Raw genomic sequence first — 21,096 nt, 5'->3', positions numbered from 1 at the left:
CGTTTTCCTGTCAGTCAAAGCGCCACCAGAACCGCGTAAGCCTCTACTGCACCAACGCAATCAGTTCCTTAAGCAATTGTTCCGGCTGTTCGCCGCTGAGTTCAGCGTCAACCGGCAGATACCACCAGTTTTCTTTCGCAAAGGCACGGCATTTCACCGCATCTTTTTCGGTCATAATGAGCGTCTGGCCAGGCGCGGTAAGCGCCTCAACCTGTTCTGACACCAGCGCCTGATGGTCGGCCAGCGGAACGCGTTTTTCCAGCCGGGCGCCACACTGTTCCAGCGTCGCGAAGAAGCGCGGCGGATGACCAATACCCGCCATTGCCACCAGCGAAGGCAGTTCTGCAACCGCCCGGCGTTCACCCGTCACCAGGTTGACCGCCATTCCCGGTAACAGACGCATAGGAATTTCACCCGCCTCGGCTTCACCGCCGTTAACAATCACCGCATCAACGGACTTCAGACGCGAAGCGCGTTCACGCATGGGGCCAGCGGGCAGCCACCAGCCGTTGCCGAAACGACGCACGCCGTCGATAACTACAATCTCTTTATCACGCGCCAGAGCGTAATGCTGCAGGCCATCGTCAGTAATAATGATTTGTACTGCATGCGCGGCAAGCAGCGCCTGCACGGCGTCGCTGCGCACCGGGGAGACCGCAACCGGCGCGCCGGTACGCTGGAAAATCAATACTGGCTCATCACCCGCTTCTGCGGTCGTGGTTTCCGCCGACAGCAGCAATGGGTAGTGCGCCGCTTTACCACCATACCCACGCGACACCACGCCGGGGCGGATGCCGCGTTTTTGCAACTGCTCCACCAGCCAGATCACCACTGGCGTTTTGCCGTTGCCGCCCGCCGTGAGGTTACCCACCACGACTACCGGAACCGGCGCGCGCCAGGCACGCTTGATCCCCAGACGGTAAAACAGGCGAATAATGCCGCTCACCAGGCCGTACAGCCAGGAGAGCGGCAAAAGCAGCAGCCACAGCGGGGATTCACCGGACCAGATGCGTGCAATCATTCGCCGAACTGCATCTTATGAAGCTGGGCGTAAACGCCACGATGTTCCAGCAGATCGGCATGGCTTCCGCGTTCAACAATGATGCCGTCCTCAACCACGACGATCTCATCTGCCTGCTCAATAGTGGACAGACGGTGCGCAATCACCAGCGACGTACGGTTCTTTTGCAGTTCATCCAGCGCCGACTGAATCGCGCGTTCAGATTCCGTATCCAGTGCAGATGTTGCTTCGTCCAGGATCAGTATCGGGCTATCGCGCAGCAGCGCGCGCGCAATGGCGATACGCTGGCGCTGACCGCCGGAGAGCAGTACCCCGTTTTCACCGATTATCGTGTCCAGACCGTTATCCATCTTGTTGATAAAGTCCATTGCATACGCCATACGCGCGGCGTTCTCAATCTGCTCGCGGCTGTACTCGTCAGTGCGTGCATAAGCAATGTTGTTGGCAACCGTATCGTTGAAGAGATGCACGTTCTGAGAAACCAGCGCAACCTGGTTACGCAGCGACTGCAGGGTGTACTCCCGCAGGTCGTGACCATCCAGCAGGATCTCACCTTCGTTAATATCGTAGAAACGAGTGATGAGGCTCGCAATGGTGGATTTACCGGAGCCGGAGCGGCCTACCAGCGCAACGGTTTTACCTGCCGGAATCGTCAGGTTGATATTGCGCAGAGCCGGCGTTTCGCGGCCTGGATAGGTGAAGGTCACGTTGCGGAACTCCACGTCGCCACGCGCGCGCTCTACCTCGCGTGTACCTTCGTCTTTTTCCTGTTCAGAATCCAGAATGCTGAACAGCGTCTGGCAGGCGGCCATCCCGCGCTGGAACTGGGCGTTCACGTTCGTCAGGGATTTCAGCGGGCGCATCAGGGCAATCATCGAGGAGAAGACTACGGTGATAGTACCCGCCGTCAGCGTTTCCATTACGCTCGGGAAGCTTGCCGCATAAAGAACGAACGCCAGCGCCAGTGAGGCAATCAGCTGAATGATCGGGTCAGAGATGGAAGAGGCCGAGACCATCTTCATCCCCTGCAGACGCATTTTGTTGCTGACTTTGTCAAAGCGTTTGGTTTCAACTTCCTGACCGCCGAAGATCAACACTTCTTTGTGCCCTTTCAGCATCTGTTCTGCGCTGGTCGTCACCTGCCCCATGGTGTTCTGCATATTCTTACTGATATTGCGGAAGCGCTTTGAGACGACGCGGATAGCAATGGACACGACCGGTGCCAGCACGATAAGGATCAGCGACAGCTGCCAGCTGTAATAGAACATCATTGCAAACAGACCGATGATCGACGCTCCTTCGCGCACGACGGTAATCAGCGCGCTTGAAGAGGAGGAGGCAACCTGCTCTGAATCGTAGGTAATACGAGACAGCAGCGTCCCGGTGGATTGCTTGTCAAAGAATGAGACCGGCATGCCCATCATGTGGCTGAACAGACGACGGCGCATGGTCATAACCACTTTCCCGGAAACCCAGGAAATGCAGTAGCTGGAGATATAGCTGGTGATACCACGTAAGATCATCAGCCCGATAACCACCAGAGGCATCCATAGCAACACTGAGCGATCCGTTTTACCAAAACCGTCGTCCAGTAACGGTTTGAGGAGCGATAACATAAAAGTATCGCTGGCTGCGTTGAGGATTAACGCTACACCCGCCACGATCAGGCCTGCTTTAAAGGGAGCAATCATCGGCCAGAGTCGGCGGAAGGTTTGCCACGTGGAGAGATCTTTGTCGTTATGCATTCAAAAAACCAGCATTTGTTGAAATAGCCGCATATTCTACCCGTTATCTACGGGCGCGCCAAACCACTGATGATACCAGCGGGGTAAAAATTGATCCCGCACGCGCCGGATTTGCCAGCGATGGTGCGAAAATGTCACCGATATTTGCCCGGAATGGGGGGTATCGTGCCAGATATATCCCTCTTTTCGATAGCGCCGGACTACTTTAGCCGACGGGAATCGCCATGCGTTATAGCGGGCCGCTGAATCCAGCGCAATCTCCCCTTCCAGGCGCTGTACCAGCGGCAATGAAGACGAGGTATTGCTACCGTGATGAGGTACCTGTATGAGGGTGGACGTTAGATGCTGCCAGTAATGGCTAAGCATAGCCTGTTCTGCCTGTGCTTCAATGTCTCCCGTCAGCAGAACGCTTTGCTCGCCGTCGTCAATTTTTACCACGCAGGAGTGATTGTTACCCTGAGCCGGATAATTTTCAGTGGGCCAGTGGACGGTGAACGTTAACCCCTGCCATTGCCATCTTTGCCCGCGAAAGCAGGGACGATGCCCGGTCTGGTGCAACGGACTTCTTACCCATATTTCGGGCCATGTTTTTTGCAGCGATACAAGGCCTCCCGCATGGTCGAGATGCTCATGGCTGAGAATAACGCCTTCCGGCTGCAGATGATGCCAGCGCAGCCATGGAATAATTAACCGCTGTGCACTATCCCCGCCCGGCCAGGCAAGCCCGGTATCGTAAAGAATGGCTTTTCCCTGTCGTTCAATAACCATTGCCAGTCCCTGCCCCACGTCCAGCATATGGAGCGTCCAGGCGTCGCTTTTCGCCGTCCGCCAGAGGGGAGAAGCCAGCAAGACACTTCCCGCCAGACAAACGGCAGGAACGGTTTTCCAGGCACGGAAACGCCAGCCGATGAGGATAAGCCACGGCAGTAACGTCATGTACCGCCAGCGCTGGTCCACACTCTGCCAGCCGTCTGGCAGGCGCATCAGCAACCAGAACAACCCGGTAAGCGTCTTATCGGCTGCATACCAGATGCCGCTTTCCAGCCCCGCCAGCGGCAGCAGATGGAGCAGCATGCCGAGTAAAATCAGCGGTACGCAGACAAACGTCACCAACGGAACGGCAAAGAAGTTGGCGATCAACGATGAAATGCTAAAGCCATGGAAAATCAGAACCTGTAGCGGCATGAGAAGTAACAGCATGCCGACCTGCAGATATACAAGGGTCAGCAGCGGACGTATCCGGCGAGCCCACTGCCAGTGAGGAAGCGGCAACCACTGAAACCAGAAAATCAGCGCGGCGACGGCAAATGCAGACAAAAGCAGACTCTGCGAAAGTATGGCTAAGGGATCGCTTATCAGGATCGCCGCGACACAGCAGCTCCACACCTGCCATGGAGACCATTGCCGGGAACCGATCCGCAGCGCCGCCAGTACAGCAAGTGCGATGACCGTGCGTAATGCGGGCGGTTGCAAACCGGTCAGCCAGGCGTAGAAAGCAGCAAAGAATAACCCTGCCAGCAGAGGCATTTGCCAGTTGACCCGATGGCAAGGTAATAAAAACTGAAGCCCGCGCACAAGAAACCAGACGATGGAGGCCGCCAGCGCGATATGCAGACCCGAAATCGCCATCAGATGCAGCGTGCCGGTTTCACGCATCAGGTCTTTTATTTCCCTGGGGACATCCAGACGTTCTCCCATGCCCAGCCCGAGGATAACCGCGCCCCAGCGATAAACTGAAAGTCGGTTTTGCAGCGATGTCAGGTATTGCGCTCGCAGGCTGCAGCGTCCATCGATGAGTTCTGCATGGGTAAAACGCCCACTTAGCGTTTGATGGCGGGCAATAGCGCTGCGCTGGGGGTCATACCCTCCGTCGTTCAGTTCGCCGTGTACAGGCCTGAGCCGGAGCGTCATCGCCCAGCGCTGACCGGCACACGCTTTCTGCGGCAGATAATGACCATAAAGCGTGACGCCCGGTGACGCCCACCAGCGCTGGCCATCAACGGTGAGTATTTTTCCCTGATGCACAGTGGCACCATCAGTCGCGGCGATCTCCACCTCGGCCTGCACGGCACCTGCGGTTAAATGCTGCATCGGCCAGACGCTCTCTTGCGCGGCCAGAATGCCCCACACGCAAAATAACAGCGTCAACCCCACATACTTCAGCCGTACGTTTTGGCGTGCGGCTAGTGCAACCCCGCCAGCCATCATTATCCAGATGGTATAACGCGATGGCAGTTCAGGTAACCAGAGTAACGGGGCTATCGCCAGAATGGCGCAGATACCTAAAGCGGGAATTCCCATTGCTACCTCCCTGTTTCTGGGTGGCAGTATGCGGGCAGATCGAGCGGGGTGTCAGGTATGAAAAATGCAATCTACAGCAAGCGCTGCAAGGTTTTTAGCGCGTTGCAGAAAACGCAACTTAAAATGCGAGACACCTTCAGAATGAAAGTGACGGAGACAAAAAAAGCACCCGCAGGTGCTTTCTTTCGAACCCAGTTTAACCGGCTGGCTAAACTCAGTTGCCGTAAATATTGGCGCGATCGCGCAGTTCTTTACCCGGCTTAAAGTGTGGAACGTACTTCCCTTCCAGCTCGACTTTATCACCAGTTTTCGGGTTACGCCCGGTACGTGGAGCACGATAGTGCAGAGAAAAACTACCGAAACCGCGGATTTCAATGCGCTCGCCCTGGGCAAGAGTGGAGGCCATATGCTCCAGCATCTCTTTTACGGCATCTTCCACTGCCTTGGCAGGGATATGCGGTTGCTGACTGGCAAGTCTTTCAATCAATTCTGACTTGGTCATGATTCCTCCGGTTCCTTTCAAACCAATTAGCTGAACAGCTCATTAAACAAGGGCGGCCGTAGCCGCCCTTTGTTATTGATTACAGGACGAATCCTGCAATCTGTCAAGTCTGCTCATCATCCTTCGCGCTGTAAATACGTTACAGCTCAAATGATGCTGAGAACCTGATATTACTCGCCTTTAGCTGCTTTGAAAGCTTCAGCCATTGCGTTGTTAGAGAAGTTTGCATCTTCCTGTTTGTTAACAGTTGCGATTGCATCTTTCTCATCAGCTTCGTCTTTAGCACGTACAGACAGGCTGATTGCACGGTTCTTACGGTCAACACCGGTGAACTTAGCTTCAACGTCGTCGCCTACGTTCAGAACCAGAGTGGCATCTTCAACGCGGTCACGTGAAGCTTCAGAAGCGCGCAGGTAACCTTCAACGCCGTCAGCCAGTTCTACGGTTGCGCCTTTAGCGTCAACTGCAGTCACTTTACCGTTTACGATTGCGCCTTTCTTGTTCAGTGCAACCCAGTTGTTGAACGGATCTTCTGCGAGCTGTTTAACGCCCAGGGAGATACGCTCACGCTCTGCGTCAACCTGCAGAACAACTGCAGCGATTTCGTCGCCTTTTTTGTATTCACGAACTGCTTCTTCGCCTGCAACGTTCCAGGAGATGTCAGACAGGTGAACCAGGCCATCGATGCCGCCGTCCAGGCCGATGAAGATACCGAAGTCAGTGATAGACTTGATTTTACCTTCAACACGGTCGCCCTTGTTGTGGGTTTCCGCGAACTGCTGCCATGGGTTGTTTTTGCACTGCTTCAGGCCCAGGGAGATACGACGACGTTCTTCGTCGATATCCAGAACCATCACTTCCACTACATCACCAACGTTAACAACTTTGGATGGGTGGATGTTTTTGTTGGTCCAGTCCATTTCGGAAACGTGCACCAGGCCTTCAACGCCTTCTTCGATTTCAACGAAGCAGCCGTAGTCGGTCAGGTTGGTTACGCGACCAGTCAGTTTAGTACCTTCTGGGTAACGCTTAGCGATAGCTACCCATGGATCTTCGCCCAGCTGTTTCAGGCCGAGGGATACACGAGTACGCTCGCGGTCGAACTTCAGCACTTTAACAGTGATTTCGTCGCCCACGTTCACGATTTCGCTTGGGTGCTTAACGCGTTTCCACGCCATGTCGGTGATGTGCAGCAGGCCATCAACGCCGCCCAGGTCAACGAATGCGCCGTAGTCAGTGAGGTTCTTAACGATACCTTTGACTTCCATGCCTTCCTGCAGGTTTTCCAGCAGCTGATCGCGTTCTGCGCTGTTTTCGGATTCGATAACGGCACGACGGGAAACAACAACGTTGTTACGCTTCTGGTCCAGCTTGATTACTTTGAACTCAAGCTCTTTGCCTTCGAGGTGCAGGGTGTCACGGACTGGACGAACGTCTACCAGTGAACCTGGCAGGAACGCACGAATACCATTCAGCTCAACAGTGAAGCCACCTTTAACTTTGCCGTTGATAACACCGACCACAGTTTCAGCTTCTTCGTAAGCTTTCTCCAGCGTGATCCATGCTTCGTGACGTTTAGCTTTCTCACGAGACAGCAGGGTTTCGCCGAAGCCGTCTTCTACTGCGTCCAGAGCAACGTCAACTTCGTCACCAACCTGGATTTCCAGCTCGCCCTGGGCGTTTTTGAACTGCTCAGCCGGAATGGCGGACTCAGATTTCAGACCGGCGTCAACCAGTACTACGTCTTTGTCGATAGCAACAACAACACCGCGAACGATGGAACCCGGACGGGTTTCGATTTCTTTTAAGGATTCTTCAAACAGTTGAGCAAAAGATTCAGTCATGTTTAATCTTCAGGTTAATATTAACGTCCACCTGGCTCCGTGCCGGATGGGGTTGTTTCACATACCCGCCGTCAATCCATTGCAGCGGGGGTACTGCTAAATCGGTCGCGATTACGCGAGTGCCAGTTTTTGGCGCGCATATTGTAGCGCTTTTTCAATCACTTGCTCAATAGTTAAACTGGTTGAATCCAGAACTAATGCATCTTCTGCAGGAACAAGCGGTGCGACGGCGCGGTTACGATCGCGGTCATCGCGCTCTTTTATCTCGGATAAAAGGCGATCAAAGTTAACACTAAACCCCTTTTCCTGCAACTGAAGCATACGGCGTTGAGCACGTTCTTCCGAAGAGGCGTCAAGGAAGATTTTTACTGGCGCATCAGGGAAGACCACGGTTCCCATGTCGCGTCCATCAGCGATCAGACCCGGGGCTTCACGAAACGCTCGCTGGCGACGCAGCAGCGCCTCGCGAACGCGTGGGAAAGCCGCCACCTGGGAGGCCGCATTAGCGACTTCCTGCGTACGGATTTCGCCGCTCACGTCTTCCCCTTCCAGGATCACTTCCAGGTTGCCATCGGTAGAAACAAAACGCACATCCAGATGCGCAGCCAGCGGTACCAGCGCTTCTTCAGAGGCGACATCCACGTGATGATGCAGCGCAGCCAGCGCCAGCACGCGATAGATTGCTCCCGAATCTAAAAGATGCCATTGCAATGCTTCCGCCATCGCTTTGCACAGAGTACCTTTCCCTGCGCCACTCGGCCCATCAATGGTGATTACCGGGGCAACTGCCGTCATCTTTTTCTCCTTAAATAAGGCATACCGTTAACATGAACGCCGCGCATTATACGCGCCAACGTGCGCAACTGTTACCTTTGCGTGCAAATTACGGAATGATAGAAGCAGAGTGTAGAAGAAATGAGCGGGAAAGATCGTCAGGAAGCGTAAGGAAATGCCGCATCAGGTGATGCGGCAAGACTTCATCATGCCAGGGTGCTAATGCGCGCCAGCTGTTCGAAATAGTCCGGGAAGGTTTTCGCCGTACATTTCGGATCGAGAATGGTCACAGGGGTATCGGACAGCGCCACCAGCGAGAAACACATCGCCATACGGTGATCGTTATAGGTCCCGATTTCAGCAAAGTTCAGTTTTGCCGGAGGGGTAACGCGAATGTAATCTTCGCCCTCTTCTACCTCAGCGCCGACTTTACGCAGCTCGGTTGCCATCGCGAACAGGCGGTCCGTCTCTTTTACGCGCCAGTTATAGATGTTGCGCAGCGTGGTGGTGCCTTTGGCAAACAGCGCCGCCGTGGCAATGGTCATCGCCGCATCCGGGATATGGTTCATGTCCATGTCGATGGCGTTCAGCTCACCGTGGGTACAGGAGATGAAATCATCCCCCCACGTGACAACCGCGCCCATTTTTTCCAGCACGTCAGCAAAACGAATATCGCCCTGCACGCTGTTGCGGCCAATGCCGGTCACTTTTACCGTACCGCCTTTAATCGCGCCAGCGGCAAGGAAATAGGACGCGGATGAAGCATCGCCTTCAACCAGGTAGTTGCCCGGCGACTGGTACTGCTGCGCGCCGCGAACCACGAAACGCTGATAAGACTGGTTTTCAACCTCAACGCCGAAGGTTTTCATCAGATGCAGCGTAATATCAATATACGGTTTGGAAACCAGCTCACCTTTAATCGTGATAACCGTATCCTGCGGGGCCAGCGGCGCGGTCATCAGCAGCGCCGTCAGGAACTGGCTGGAGACGCTGCCGTCAACCTCGACGGTACCGCCGGTAAAGCCCCCGCGCAGACGCAGTGGCGGGTAATTTTCCTGCTCCAGATACTCAATCTGCGCGCCGCCCTGACGCAGGGCATCTACCAGATGGCCGATCGGACGCTCCTTCATGCGCGGCTCGCCGGTCAGCACGATGTTATTGCTCCCGAGGCACAGGGCTGCCGCCAGCGGACGCATCGCGGTACCCGCGTTACCCAGAAACAGCTCAAGCTCGTCACTCGCCTGCAGCGCGCCGCCGTTGCCGGTCACTTCGCAGCGGGTGCGATCGTCAGAGAGTGTGTAATGAACGCCCAACGCTTTCAGCGCATTGAGCATATGGCGCACGTCATCGCTGTCCAGCAGGTTGGTGAGGACGGTGGTGCCGTTTGCCAGAGCTGCCAGCAGCAGAGCGCGGTTCGAGACACTTTTTGAACCAGGCAGATTGATGGTGCCATCTACCCGCGCGATAGGTTGTAACGTCAGGGATTCCATGAAAACTAAACTCTCAACTCAACATAATAAAAACCCCGCAGGGACGCTGCGGGGGTGAAAACAGCAAATTAACCGTGACGACGTTCGAAGTCGATCATGAAATCGGTCAGGGCTTTAACGCCTTCCAGCGGCATGGCGTTATAAATGGAAGCACGCATCCCGCCCACCACACGATGGCCTTTCAGCGCGTGCAGACCCGCCGCGAACGACTCTTCCAGGAACACGCTGTCCAGGCTGCTGTCTGCCAGCTGGAACGGTACGTTCATGCGGGAACGGTTCGCTTTCGCCACATCGTTACGGTAGAAATCGCTCTTGTCGATCGTGCCGTACAGCAGTTCGGCTTTCTGCTGATTGATCTTGTCCATCTGCGCCACGCCGCCGTTTTGCTTCAGCCATTTGAAGACCAGGCCGGAAAGGTACCAGGCAAACGTTGGTGGGGTGTTGAACATGGAGTCGTTGTCATTCAGGACGGTGTAATCCAGGATTGACGGGCAGGACTTATGGGCTTTACCCAGCAAGTCTTCACGCACGATGACGATAGTCAGGCCCGCAGGACCGATATTTTTCTGCGCGCCCGCATAGATAACGCCGTAACGGCTGACGTCTAGTGGCGCAGACAGAATGGTGGAGGAGAAGTCGGCGGCAACCACAACGTCTTTGCCGAAGTCTGGCGTCTCGTCGATGGCAATCCCGTCAATGGTTTCGTTCGGGCAGTAGTGAAGGTAGGCGGCGTTATCAGAAAGCTGCCACTCGCGCATTGGCTTCACGGCGCGCAGACCGTCAACGGTCACTTTGGCGTCAATAACGTTCGGCGTGCAGTATTTGTGCGCTTCTTTTACGGCGCTTGCCGCCCAGTAACCCGCGTCAACGTAGTCAGCCGTCGTTTTGTCGCCCAAGATATTCAGGGGTACGCCAGCAAACTGGCCGCGTCCACCGCCGTGACAGAACAATACTTTGTAGTTCGAGGGAATGTTCAGCAGATCGCGAAAATCCTTTTCTGCCTCTTCCGCCACCTGAATAAACGCTTTACCCCGGTGGCTGATTTCCATCACCGACGTACCCAGACCGTTCCAGTCACACAGCTCCTGTTGAGCCTGTTTGAGTACGTCTGCCGGTAACATTGCCGGACCTGAACTGAAATTAAAAACTTGAGCCATTTCCCCTCACCACGCTAAAAGCCATAAGTTATAACTGTGGATATCGGTTTTATCATTCAGTGACACGCGCCGCAATGTCTAAAACTTATGACCGGGGAAATGTGCCCTTCGTCACACAAAACAATCTGCCGCCTCGTCGTCACAAAACCGACAAAATCGCTGTCAGACGAGGCGTTTAGCCCGGCTAACCTTTGTCCATTCCGGATTTGCACAACGAGGGCATAATTGATGATCGCCCGCATGCATCCCCACAACATGACTACATTTTATACATGCATACTCCCCGGTTTCAGGTATCACCCTGAACCGTTCTACTAACATATCCGGCAGGATACACAGGCCGGGCTTGACGTCGTCATCAGCATAGTAATAGACGCTGATTTGCCCATTGGTTTCCATGATCGCAAGCCGCACCTGTCCGAGCTGTTCAACGCTATTCAGGCGCAGCTCCATGAAGAACTCAAACTCGGTCATATTGGCGCTTTGCACATTTTCCCAGGCCAGCTGACCGTCCTCGACAATAACGACCGGTTTCCCTTCAAGCAGATCTTCCAGCTTTTCACTTTTTGACATCAGCCACATCACCAGCCGGTAAAGCAAGGCGAGGGAAACAAAAACGATAAACACCGGCACCATCGGCACGTCGTCATAAAACGCGACGTCCCCCGCCGCCGAGCCCAGCGTCAGGATGATCAGCACTTCAAACAGCGACATCTGACGAACGCCACGACGGCCGGTAATTTTGAGAAACAGGAAGACGAGTACGAAGGTATACAGGCTGCGCAGCGCCACTTCGCCCAGAAATTCAGGTGGAACTTTATCAAACGCCATCCGCTGGAGATCAAATGCTTTCATTTTTCTATGCCTTAACAGTCAGTTACTGCTACTAAGCATAGCTCAGCCATTTATTTTCGCCGGAGATAGCACCCGTCACGCAAAACCCGTATCATTGCGCGCTTTACGTACGATAAAAGTGAACGCCATGACTCAAACGTTTATCCCCGGCAAAGACGCCGCTCTGGAAGATTCCATCGCTCGCTTCCAGCAGAAACTGACCGACCTGGGCTTTAACATCGAAGAAGCCTCCTGGCTGAACCCGGTGCCTCACGTCTGGTCCGTGCACATTCGCGACAAAGACTGCGCGCTCTGCTTTACCAACGGTAAAGGTGCGACGAAAAAAGCGGCACTGGCCTCTGCGCTGGGTGAGTATTTTGAGCGTCTGTCCACCAACTATTTCTTCGCTGACTTCTGGCTGGGTGAAACCATCGCCAACGGCCCGTTCGTTCACTATCCGAACGAAAAATGGTTCCCGCTGACCGAAGACGATGAACTGCCGGAAGGCATTCTGGATGGCCGTCTGCGTGCCTTCTACGATCCGGAAAACGAACTGACCGCCAGCATGCTGATCGATCTGCAGTCTGGGAATGAAGAACGTGGGATCTGCGCCCTGCCGTTCACCCGTCAGTCTGACGAGCAGACCGTCTATATCCCGATGAACATCGTCGGCAACCTGTATGTGTCCAACGGTATGTCCGCCGGTAACACCCGCAATGAAGCGCGCGTGCAGGGCCTGTCTGAAGTGTTCGAGCGTCATATCAAAAACCGCATTATTGCCGAATCCATCAGCCTGCCTGAAATTCCGGCAGACGTGCTGGCGCGCTACCCGGGCGTGGTGGAATCCATCGCCAAACTGGAAGCGGAAGGTTTCCCAATCTTTGCCTATGACGGCTCGCTGGGCGGTAAATATCCGGTTATCTGCGTCGTGCTGTTTAACCCGACTAACGGAACCTGCTTCGCCTCCTTCGGCGCGCACCCTGACTTCGGCGTGGCGCTGGAGCGTACCGTGACCGAGCTGCTGCAGGGCCGTAGCCTGAAAGATCTCGACGTATTCACCCCGCCAACGTTTGACGATGAAGAAGTGGCCGAGCACACCAACCTCGAAACCCACTTCATCGACTCCAGCGGTTTGATCTCCTGGGATATGTTCAAGCAGGACGCGGACTATCCGTTCGTGGACTGGAGCTTTGCCGGTACCACCGAAGAAGAGTTCGCTACATTGATGGCAATCTTCGACGCCGAAGATCAGGAAGTCTACATTGCCGACTACGAACACCTGGGCGTTTACGCGTGCCGCATCATCGTACCTGGCATGTCCGATATCTACCCGGCGGAAGATCTGTGGCTCGCAAACAACAGCATGGGCGCGCACCTGCGTGAAACCCTACTCTCCCTGCCGGGCAGCGAGTGGGAAAAAGAAGATTATCTCAACCTGATAGCCCAGCTGGACGATGAAGGCCACGATGACTTTACCCGCGTGCGCGAGCTGCTGGGTCTGGCGACCGGGAAAGACAACGGCTGGTACACGCTGCGCATCGGTGAACTGAAAGCGATGCTGGCCCTCGCGGGCGGCGATCTGGATCAGGCTCTGGCCTGGACAGAATGGACCATGGAGTTTAACCAGTCGGTCTTCTCCGCCGAGCGCACCAACTATTACCGCTGCCTGCAAACCCTGCTGCTGCTTGCGCAGGAAGACGATCGCGAGCCACTGCAGTACCTGAACGCTTTTGTACGTATGTACGGTGCTGAAGCGGTTGAAGCCGCCAGCGCGGCGCTGAGCGGTGAAGAGCCGTTCTACGGTCTGCAGGCGGTTGACAGCGATCTGAAAGCCTTCCCGGCGCATCAGTCTCTGCTGAAGGCCTATGAAAAGCTGCAGAAAGCAAAAGCCGCTTACTGGTCAAAATAAACGCATATAACATTAACGGCAGTAGGCGTATTCAATCGTCTGGGCTATATTACGGGGCAATTTCATTGCCCCGTTTTTTATTCTCTTCGGCAATGATTGTTGATTGTAATAATAAAGTTAAACACGGGTAAATATAATAATATTTGCCTGGGCTTTATTGTTACTTTTTATGGTAAATACTCCATATTAATTAACTGTTTCGAAGGGGGCCGAACGAAAAAATTCAACTCTTTTCATAACTTTTAAAATTTATTTTTATACGGATAATCAAATACTTACTCCGCATTTGTTGTAAAACCATACATACTGCGGGCCTATAAGCCAGGCGAGATATGATCTATATCAATTTCTCTTCTATAATGCTTTGTTAGTATCTCGTCGCCGACTTAATAAAGAGAGAGTTAGTGTGAAAGCTGACAACCCTTTTGATCTTTTACTCCCCGCCGCGATGGCAAAAGTTGCCGAAGAAGCGGGTGTCTATAAAGCAACGAAACACCCGATGAAGACGTTCTATCTGGCGATCACCGCTGGTGTGTTCATCTCTATCGCTTTCGTCTTCTACATCACCGCCACCACCGGTACTGCCGGAATGCCTTTCGGCATGGCCAAACTGATTGGCGGCATTTGCTTCTCACTGGGTCTGATTCTCTGCGTCATTTGCGGCGCCGACCTCTTCACCTCAACGGTGCTGATTGTTGTGGCGAAAGCCAGCGGAAGAATTACCTGGGGTCAACTGGCGCGCAACTGGCTTAACGTCTACGTTGGTAACCTGATTGGCTGTCTGCTCTTTGTTCTGTTGATGTGGCTCTCTGGCGAGTATATGACCGCCAACGGTGGCTGGGGGCTTAATGTCCTGCAAACCGCTGACCACAAAATGCATCACACATTTATCGAAGCCGTTGCTCTCGGCATCCTCGCAAACCTGATGGTCTGCCTGGCGGTCTGGATGAGCTACTCTGGCCGTAGCCTGATGGATAAAGCCATGATTATGGTTCTGCCGGTTGCGATGTTTGTTGCCAGCGGCTTCGAGCACAGTATTGCGAATATGTTCATGATCCCGATGGGGATTGTTATCCGCAACTTTGCAAGCCCGGAGTTCTGGACCGCAGTTGGTTCATCCCCGGAAAGTTTCTCTCACCTGACTATTATGAATTTCATTACTGATAACCTGATCCCCGTCACTATCGGGAACATTATCGGTGGGGGTCTGTTAGTTGGGTTGACATACTGGGTCATTTACCTGCGTGGCGGCGACCATCATTAATGGTTGTCTCAGGCAGTAAATAAAAAATCCACTTAAGAAGGTAGGTGTTACATGTCCGAGCTTAATGAAAAGTTAGCCACAGCCTGGGAAGGTTTTGCGAAAGGTGACTGGCAGAATGAAGTCAACGTCCGTGACTTCATCCAGAAAAACTATACCCCGTATGAAGGTGACGAATCCTTCCTGGCTGGCGCAACTGACGCGACCACCAAGCTGTGGGACAGCGTAATGGAAGGCGTTAAACTGGAAAACCGCACTCACGCGCCAGTTGATTTTGACACCTCCGTTGCATCCACCATCACTTCTCACGATGCTGGCTACATCAACAAAGCCCTTGAGAAAATTGTTGGTCTGCAGACTGAAGCACCACTGAAACGCGCAATCATCCCGTTCGGTGGTATCAAAATGGTTGAAGGTTCCTGCAAAGCGTATAACCGCGAGCTGGACCCAATGCTGAAAAAAATCTTCACCGAATACCGCAAAACCCATAACCAGGGCGTATTCGATGTTTATACCAAAGACATTCTGAACTGCCGTAAGTCTGGCGTTCTGACTGGTCTGCCAGATGCCTATGGCCGTGGCCGTATCATCGGTGACTACCGTCGCGTTGCGCTGTACGGTATCGACTTCCTGATGAAAGACAAATACGCGCAGTTCGTTTCCCTGCAGTCTGACCTGGAAAACGGCGTAAACCTGGAAGCGACTATCCGTCTGCGTGAAGAAATTGCTGAACAGCACCGCGCGCTGGGTCAGATCAAAGAGATGGCGGCTAAATACGGCTGTGATATCTCTGGTCCTGCGACCAACGCTCAGGAAGCTATTCAGTGGACCTACTTCGGCTACCTGGCCGCTGTTAAGTCTCAGAACGGTGCAGCAATGTCCTTCGGCCGCGTATCCACCTTCCTGGATGCGTACATCGAACGTGACCTGAAAGCAGGTAAAATCACTGAGCAAGACGCTCAGGAAATGATTGACCACCTGGTCATGAAACTGCGTATGGTTCGCTTCCTGCGTACCCCAGAATATGATGAACTGTTCTCTGGTGACCCAATCTGGGCAACCGAATCAATCGGTGGTATGGGCGTTGACGGCCGTACGCTGGTTACCAAAAACAGCTTCCGCTTCCTGAACACCCTGTACACCATGGGTCCTTCTCCGGAGCCGAACATCACCGTTCTGTGGTCTGAAAAACTGCCTCTGAACTTCAAGAAATTCGCCGCTAAAGTGTCCATCGACACCTCTTCTCTGCAGTACGAGAACGATGACCTGATGCGTCCGGACTTCAACAACGACGACTACGCTATCGCTTGCTGCGTAAGCCCAATGGTTGTTGGTAAACAAATGCAGTTCTTCGGTGCGCGTGCAAACCTGGCGAAAACCATGCTGTACGCTATCAACGGCGGCGTTGATGAAAAACTGAAAATGCAGGTTGGTCCTAAGTCTGAGCCAATCAAAGGCGACGTGCTGAACTATGACGAAGTCATGGAGCGCATGGACCACTTCATGGACTGGCTGGCTAAGCAGTACGTGACCGCGCTGAACGTTATCCACTACATGCACGACAAGTACAGCTACGAAGCCTCTCTGATGGCGCTGCACGACCGTGATGTTATCCGCACCATGGCGTGTGGTATCGCAGGTCTGTCCGTTGCGGCTGACTCCCTGTCTGCAATCAAATACGCGAAAGTTAAACCAATTCGTGACGAAGACGGCCTGGCCGTAGACTTCGAAATCGAAGGCGAATACCCGCAGTTTGGTAACAACGACGCTCGTGTTGATGACATGGCGGTTGACCTGGTAGAACGTTTCATGAAGAAAATTCAGAAACTCACTACCTACCGTAACGCTATCCCGACTCAGTCTGTTCTGACCATCACCTCTAACGTTGTGTATGGTAAGAAAACCGGTAACACCCCAGACGGTCGTCGTGCTGGCGCGCCATTTGGCCCAGGTGCTAACCCAATGCACGGTCGTGACCAGAAAGGTGCTGTAGCTTCTCTGACCTCCGTTGCTAAACTGCCGTTTGCTTACGCGAAAGATGGTATCTCTTACACCTTCTCTATCGTGCCAAACGCGCTGGGTAAAGACGACGAAGTGCGTAAAACTAACCTCGCGGGTCTGATGGATGGTTACTTCCACCACGAAGCGTCCATCGAAGGTGGTCAGCACCTGAACGTGAACGTAATGAACCGTGAAATGCTGCTCGACGCGATGGAACATCCTGAGAAATATCCTCAGCTGACCATCCGCGTATCTGGCTACGCAGTACGTTTTAACTCCCTGACGAAAGAACAGCAGCAGGACGTTATTACCCGTACTTTCACTCAGTCCATGTAAGTGGAATTGACTGAAATCACGCGTTAAAAAGCGTACAATAAAGGCTCCACGCAAGTGGGGCCTTTTTAACACCCTCGCTTCACCAGTCTCTTTTGTCCGCTATCTATACTTTATGGATAACAGCCAAAACAGACTCGACATAGCCTTTGAGCTGTGCAACTACACAGGCCCCCGGATGGGCCAAATTCGGAGATATCACCGCAATGTCAACTATTGGTCGCATTCACTCCTTTGAATCCTGTGGCACCGTCGATGGCCCGGGGATCCGCTTTATTACCTTTTTCCAGGGCTGCCTGATGCGCTGCCTGTACTGCCATAACCGCGACACCTGGGACACGCACGGCGGTAAAGAAGTCACCGTGGAAGATCTGATGAAAGAGGTGGTGACCTACCGCCACTTTATGAACGCATCCGGCGGTGGCGTGACCGCGTCCGGCGGTGAAGCTATTCTTCAGGCTGAGTTTGTCCGCGACTGGTTCCGCGCCTGCCATAAAGAAGGCATTCATACCTGTCTCGACACCAACGGCTTTGTGCGCCGCTACGATCCGGTCATTGATGAACTGCTCGACGTGACCGATCTGGTGATGCTCGATCTCAAACAGATGAACGATGAGATCCACCAGAATCTGGTTGGTGTTTCTAACCACCGTACGCTGGAGTTTGCCAAATACATCGCCGATAAAGGCATCAAAACCTGGATCCGCTACGTTGTTGTTCCCGGCTGGTCAGATGACGATGACTCCGCGCATCGCCTGGGTGAATTTACCCGCGACATGGGCAATGTCGAGAAAATTGAGCTTCTGCCCTATCACGAACTGGGTAAACATAAATGGGTGGCGATGGGCGAAGAGTACAAGCTTGATGGCGTGAAGCCGCCGAAAAAAGAGACGATGGAACGCGTGAAAGGTATTCTTGAGCAGTATGGCCACAAGGTCATGTATTAAAGAGAAGGCCCGGTAAACACCGGGCCTTTTTATATTCTATTTAAAGACGCCGTTAATTACGGAGGTCACAATTGCCGTACTCAGCGCAATTAAGACCAGGTCGTCCCCGACCACGCGCCATTCATAGCCCGGGTAGGAAGGAAGCTGGCCGAGCATAGAGGCTGGTACGGTCTTCTTCGCAATGCCCGGAGGAAGTGGTTTACCGCGTGCGAGGTTTTTCGCAATCCCCGGAGGCAGAGACTCATAGCCCGTTAAGCCATAATTCAGGGCCAGGTGGCGGGCATGATCGAAGCTCACGCGAGCGTCGACGTCATTACCGACATCTTTGCTGTTTTTGAAGCTCTTATCCGATTTTCCAGGGTTTTCCTTTCCGCTATTTTGCTTATTACCATGGTTACCGGAATTACCAGAATTTCCGTTACCATGATTGCCGCCATTACCTTGTCCGCCACTGTTTCCATGACCACCGCCATTCCCGTTTCCAGGATTAGCCATGACCGGAGCCGTTGCAAACGTTAAAGACAACACTACGGCAAGTGCGGTAGTGGAAAAACGACGTATAGACATGATTGTTGCCTTTTGTGGTAGAACTCATTTGAATTATCGCCAGGCGGGAAAAACAAACAATGCGTAAAAGTCTTATATGTGACAGGGACAAAAAAGCCTGTCATCGACAGGCTTTTATTTAATCAGGCGTGCGCCACAGGGGTTGGATGCTCGCCCGCTTTGCGCAGCAGCATCAGGAGATAAATAAACGACACGCTGGCAATCATGATAAACAGCAAATTGTCGGAATAATTCTGCATCAGCATCGCGGTAAATGTCGGTCCCAGCAAGCTACCGATGGTATAGCTTAATAATAGCGCCTGGTTCATTGCCACGAGCTGGTGATGTTCTACTTTCTCACAGGCCCACGCCATCGCGACCGGGTAAAGAGTGAATCCTGCGGCCCCGAGAATAAACAGTGCAGGTGCCATCGCGGCGTTGCTGAGCATCGCAAGGCATCCCATGATCACCACGAAGACCTGAACGCGCAGCACCAGCAGACGACCAAAACGGTCCGCCAGGCGGCCAATCGGCCATTGCCCCACAATACCCGCACTGACCATCACCGCCATCCAGAAACCAATTCCGGAATCGCTGACGCCCTGATGATTCAGGTAGAGCGGCATCAGGCCATAGAGCGAGCCCAGTACAATTCCCGAAATAATGCAGCCGTTTACGCCCAGACGCGCCTGACGAAGTCTCAACATCGGCCAGACGTGGGTCGCTTCCTGATGTTCGCTGTTCTGGTTCACAATGCGCGTAAAGAGCAGCGGCAGGATCGCGGCCAGCACCATGCCGGTTACCCACGGCAGCACGCTCATCAGGTCGGTTGGCAGTTTGCTGACCATCAGTTGACCCAGAACGGTACCGACGTAGTAAACCATCATATAGGCCGCCAGCAGACGTCCGCGGTTGCGGGAGGTACCGCTACACATCAGCGCGCTTTCAACCACCACCCAAATCATCGCGCAGCCGACGCCGGCGATAAAGCGCCATGCCATCCAGCTCCAGAAGCCCACCATCAGACCCAGCCCGGCGCACCCGGCAGCGAAAATCAGCGAGGCCAGATAATAGCTGCGATTAAAGCCAAAACGCTTAATCAGGCTACCGGTTAATAATGTGCCCAACAGGTTCCCGGTGAAAAAGGACGAGCTGACCATACCCACCTGCCAGGTCGGTAAGTTTTCATGGGCGAGCCACAGCGGGACGAGCGTGTTTAACACGGCGATCGCCAGGGTCAACAGAAGCAGGCCACAGAGCAACAGGAGCACTGGCCGGGTATAGGTGGTCATGGATTAAAAACCGTGAGGAAGTTCAGATTTCGTGCGCATCATGCCACTGGCAAAAACAAAGTCAATCCACAGATTTAACCGGCTCGCACAATATGTTCCCTGTCGATTTAAAAAACTTATCCTGCTAATGCAGCGCCTGCTATAGATATTAATTATGTGTCTGTTTTTATTTATCAATGACCGAAATTAAAACAAAACGACAGTCGAAAAATTTCATGAATGAAAAAAAGAAAAGCCGGGCGCTATGTCCCGGCTTTTTATAACGAAAAATGAAATTAGCTGGCGATAGCCATACCGACCGTCATATGCAGGCCGTAAAACACACCGCGACCAATTAACTCCCCTGCCAGCACCAGCACAAAAGCCAGTGACAGGAGCGGCAGTGCAGGCTGATAACCTTTAAGCTGAGGGGCGATCCAGCACACCAGCGCAGCTGCCAGCAACACCACGCGCCAGGCCATCAGCGAACCGTAGTCCGGCACCAGTGCAGAAGCCTGCTGGATAGAGCTGTGAATGGTTGCCAGCTCGGCCCCCTGCATCAGGGCGACCATCGCGCTCACCACCAGCGCCAGCAGCGAAACGGCTGGCAGCAGACGCATTGCCCAACCGTTTACCCCCGCCACGCGCAGCAGCAGGTAGCCCAGCAGCGGCCCGCCGATAAACATCGTCAGGAAGAAGCTCATCGGCGTCCAGACGCTGTACCAGGTTGGAACGGTATCGATGGTGTTATAGACGCGCACCATCATCCACACGAACACCACGCCCAGTACCATGGTGACGATCAGCCACAGGCTGCGCAGGCCCGCAGGCAATTTCTTCAACGCAGCCAGCAGCCACCCTAGCCCGCCGACGGCAAAGAAGATTGCCCCGCTGGCAATTTCGTTACTGAGCGACGACGCCCCCACGCGGTTCAGGGAGTTGAACGCGCGCATCGGTGAGCCCAGGTGCAGCGTAGAGGCGATAAATCCAATCCCCATCAGCACCCACAGGCCAAACATGCTCAACACTAAACGATGCTGCTGTTCGGCATTGAGGTTCCCTTTTAACAGCGCCAGCGCCAGAACAATAAAGCCGCCCACTACGCACTGCCCAAAGACCGTGAAGATCATCAGCGGCCATTCATGCCATCCACTTCCCAT

General features: G+C 53.7%; 16 protein-coding genes. 4 read left to right on the top strand and 12 right to left on the bottom strand.

Annotation, left to right across the window (positions count from 1 at the left end):
* Positions 1-43 precede the first annotated feature (43 nt).
* The 9 genes from lpxK to IM265_RS10505 form a co-directional block, all read right to left on the bottom strand.
* A complete protein-coding gene (gene lpxK / locus IM265_RS10545) occupies positions 44-1,021 on the bottom strand; it encodes a tetraacyldisaccharide 4'-kinase (RefSeq protein WP_048999372.1) in 978 nt (325 codons plus the stop codon).
* On the bottom strand, positions 1,018-2,766 hold the full coding sequence (gene msbA / locus IM265_RS10540) for a lipid A ABC transporter ATP-binding protein/permease MsbA (RefSeq protein WP_028012570.1): 1,749 nt from the start codon (positions 2,764-2,766) through the stop codon (positions 1,018-1,020). Before msbA ends, lpxK begins: the two co-directional genes overlap by 4 nt.
* Positions 2,767-2,802: 36 nt before the next feature.
* Positions 2,803-5,067: a ComEC family protein gene (locus IM265_RS10535; RefSeq protein WP_193030943.1), complete on the bottom strand. Its 2,265-nt coding sequence runs from the start codon at positions 5,065-5,067 to the stop codon at positions 2,803-2,805.
* Between the two features lie 214 nt (positions 5,068-5,281).
* Positions 5,282-5,569 (bottom strand): integration host factor subunit beta, encoded by a 288-nt coding sequence (gene ihfB / locus IM265_RS10530; RefSeq protein ID WP_008499965.1) that lies wholly within the window; start codon positions 5,567-5,569, stop codon positions 5,282-5,284.
* Between the two features lie 170 nt (positions 5,570-5,739).
* Entirely contained in the window at positions 5,740-7,413 is a 1,674-nt protein-coding gene (gene rpsA / locus IM265_RS10525; protein ID WP_008499966.1) for a 30S ribosomal protein S1, read from the bottom strand.
* Positions 7,414-7,524: 111 nt separating this feature from the next.
* On the bottom strand, positions 7,525-8,208 hold the full coding sequence (cmk, locus tag IM265_RS10520) for a (d)CMP kinase (RefSeq protein WP_013097305.1): 684 nt from the start codon (positions 8,206-8,208) through the stop codon (positions 7,525-7,527).
* 185 nt (positions 8,209-8,393) lie between these two features.
* Positions 8,394-9,677: a 3-phosphoshikimate 1-carboxyvinyltransferase gene (gene aroA, locus IM265_RS10515; protein WP_045261765.1), complete on the bottom strand. Its 1,284-nt coding sequence runs from the start codon at positions 9,675-9,677 to the stop codon at positions 8,394-8,396.
* A gap of 68 nt (positions 9,678-9,745) precedes the next feature.
* Positions 9,746-10,834: a 3-phosphoserine/phosphohydroxythreonine transaminase gene (gene serC / locus IM265_RS10510; protein ID WP_063437606.1), complete on the bottom strand. Its 1,089-nt coding sequence runs from the start codon at positions 10,832-10,834 to the stop codon at positions 9,746-9,748.
* Between the two features lie 162 nt (positions 10,835-10,996).
* Positions 10,997-11,689: a DUF421 domain-containing protein gene (locus IM265_RS10505; RefSeq protein WP_028012566.1), complete on the bottom strand. Its 693-nt coding sequence runs from the start codon at positions 11,687-11,689 to the stop codon at positions 10,997-10,999.
* A gap of 127 nt (positions 11,690-11,816) precedes the next feature.
* Here IM265_RS10505 and ycaO point away from each other — a divergent pair, with 127 nt between their 5' ends.
* From ycaO to pflA, 4 genes are all read left to right on the top strand, one after another.
* Complete coding sequence (ycaO, locus tag IM265_RS10500; RefSeq protein WP_049136587.1) at positions 11,817-13,577, top strand: 30S ribosomal protein S12 methylthiotransferase accessory factor YcaO; 1,761 nt, start codon at positions 11,817-11,819, stop codon at positions 13,575-13,577.
* 406 nt (positions 13,578-13,983) lie between these two features.
* Positions 13,984-14,841: a formate transporter FocA gene (gene focA, locus IM265_RS10495; RefSeq protein ID WP_028012564.1), complete on the top strand. Its 858-nt coding sequence runs from the start codon at positions 13,984-13,986 to the stop codon at positions 14,839-14,841.
* Positions 14,842-14,892: 51 nt separating this feature from the next.
* Positions 14,893-17,175, top strand: coding sequence for a formate C-acetyltransferase (gene pflB / locus IM265_RS10490; protein WP_023338210.1), 2,283 nt, complete (start codon positions 14,893-14,895; stop codon positions 17,173-17,175).
* Positions 17,176-17,378: 203 nt separating this feature from the next.
* Complete coding sequence (pflA, locus tag IM265_RS10485; RefSeq protein WP_028012563.1) at positions 17,379-18,119, top strand: pyruvate formate lyase 1-activating protein; 741 nt, start codon at positions 17,379-17,381, stop codon at positions 18,117-18,119.
* A 36-nt stretch (positions 18,120-18,155) separates the two neighbouring features.
* Here the strand turns inward: pflA and IM265_RS10480 are convergent, their stop codons facing one another.
* From IM265_RS10480 to IM265_RS10470, 3 genes are all read right to left on the bottom strand, one after another.
* Positions 18,156-18,686, bottom strand: coding sequence for an anti-virulence regulator CigR family protein (locus IM265_RS10480; protein ID WP_047368209.1), 531 nt, complete (start codon positions 18,684-18,686; stop codon positions 18,156-18,158).
* A gap of 122 nt (positions 18,687-18,808) precedes the next feature.
* On the bottom strand, positions 18,809-19,957 hold the full coding sequence (locus IM265_RS10475) for an MFS transporter (protein WP_045261768.1): 1,149 nt from the start codon (positions 19,955-19,957) through the stop codon (positions 18,809-18,811).
* A gap of 275 nt (positions 19,958-20,232) precedes the next feature.
* Positions 20,233-21,096: a dimethyl sulfoxide reductase anchor subunit family protein gene (locus IM265_RS10470; RefSeq protein WP_193030941.1), complete on the bottom strand. Its 864-nt coding sequence runs from the start codon at positions 21,094-21,096 to the stop codon at positions 20,233-20,235.

This window comes from Enterobacter cloacae complex sp. P17RS (assembly GCF_014895885.1).
Taxonomy (GTDB): domain Bacteria; phylum Pseudomonadota; class Gammaproteobacteria; order Enterobacterales; family Enterobacteriaceae; genus Enterobacter; species Enterobacter bugandensis.
Note: the sequence above shows the minus strand (reverse complement) of the source record. Positions and strands in the feature narration are given on the sequence as shown.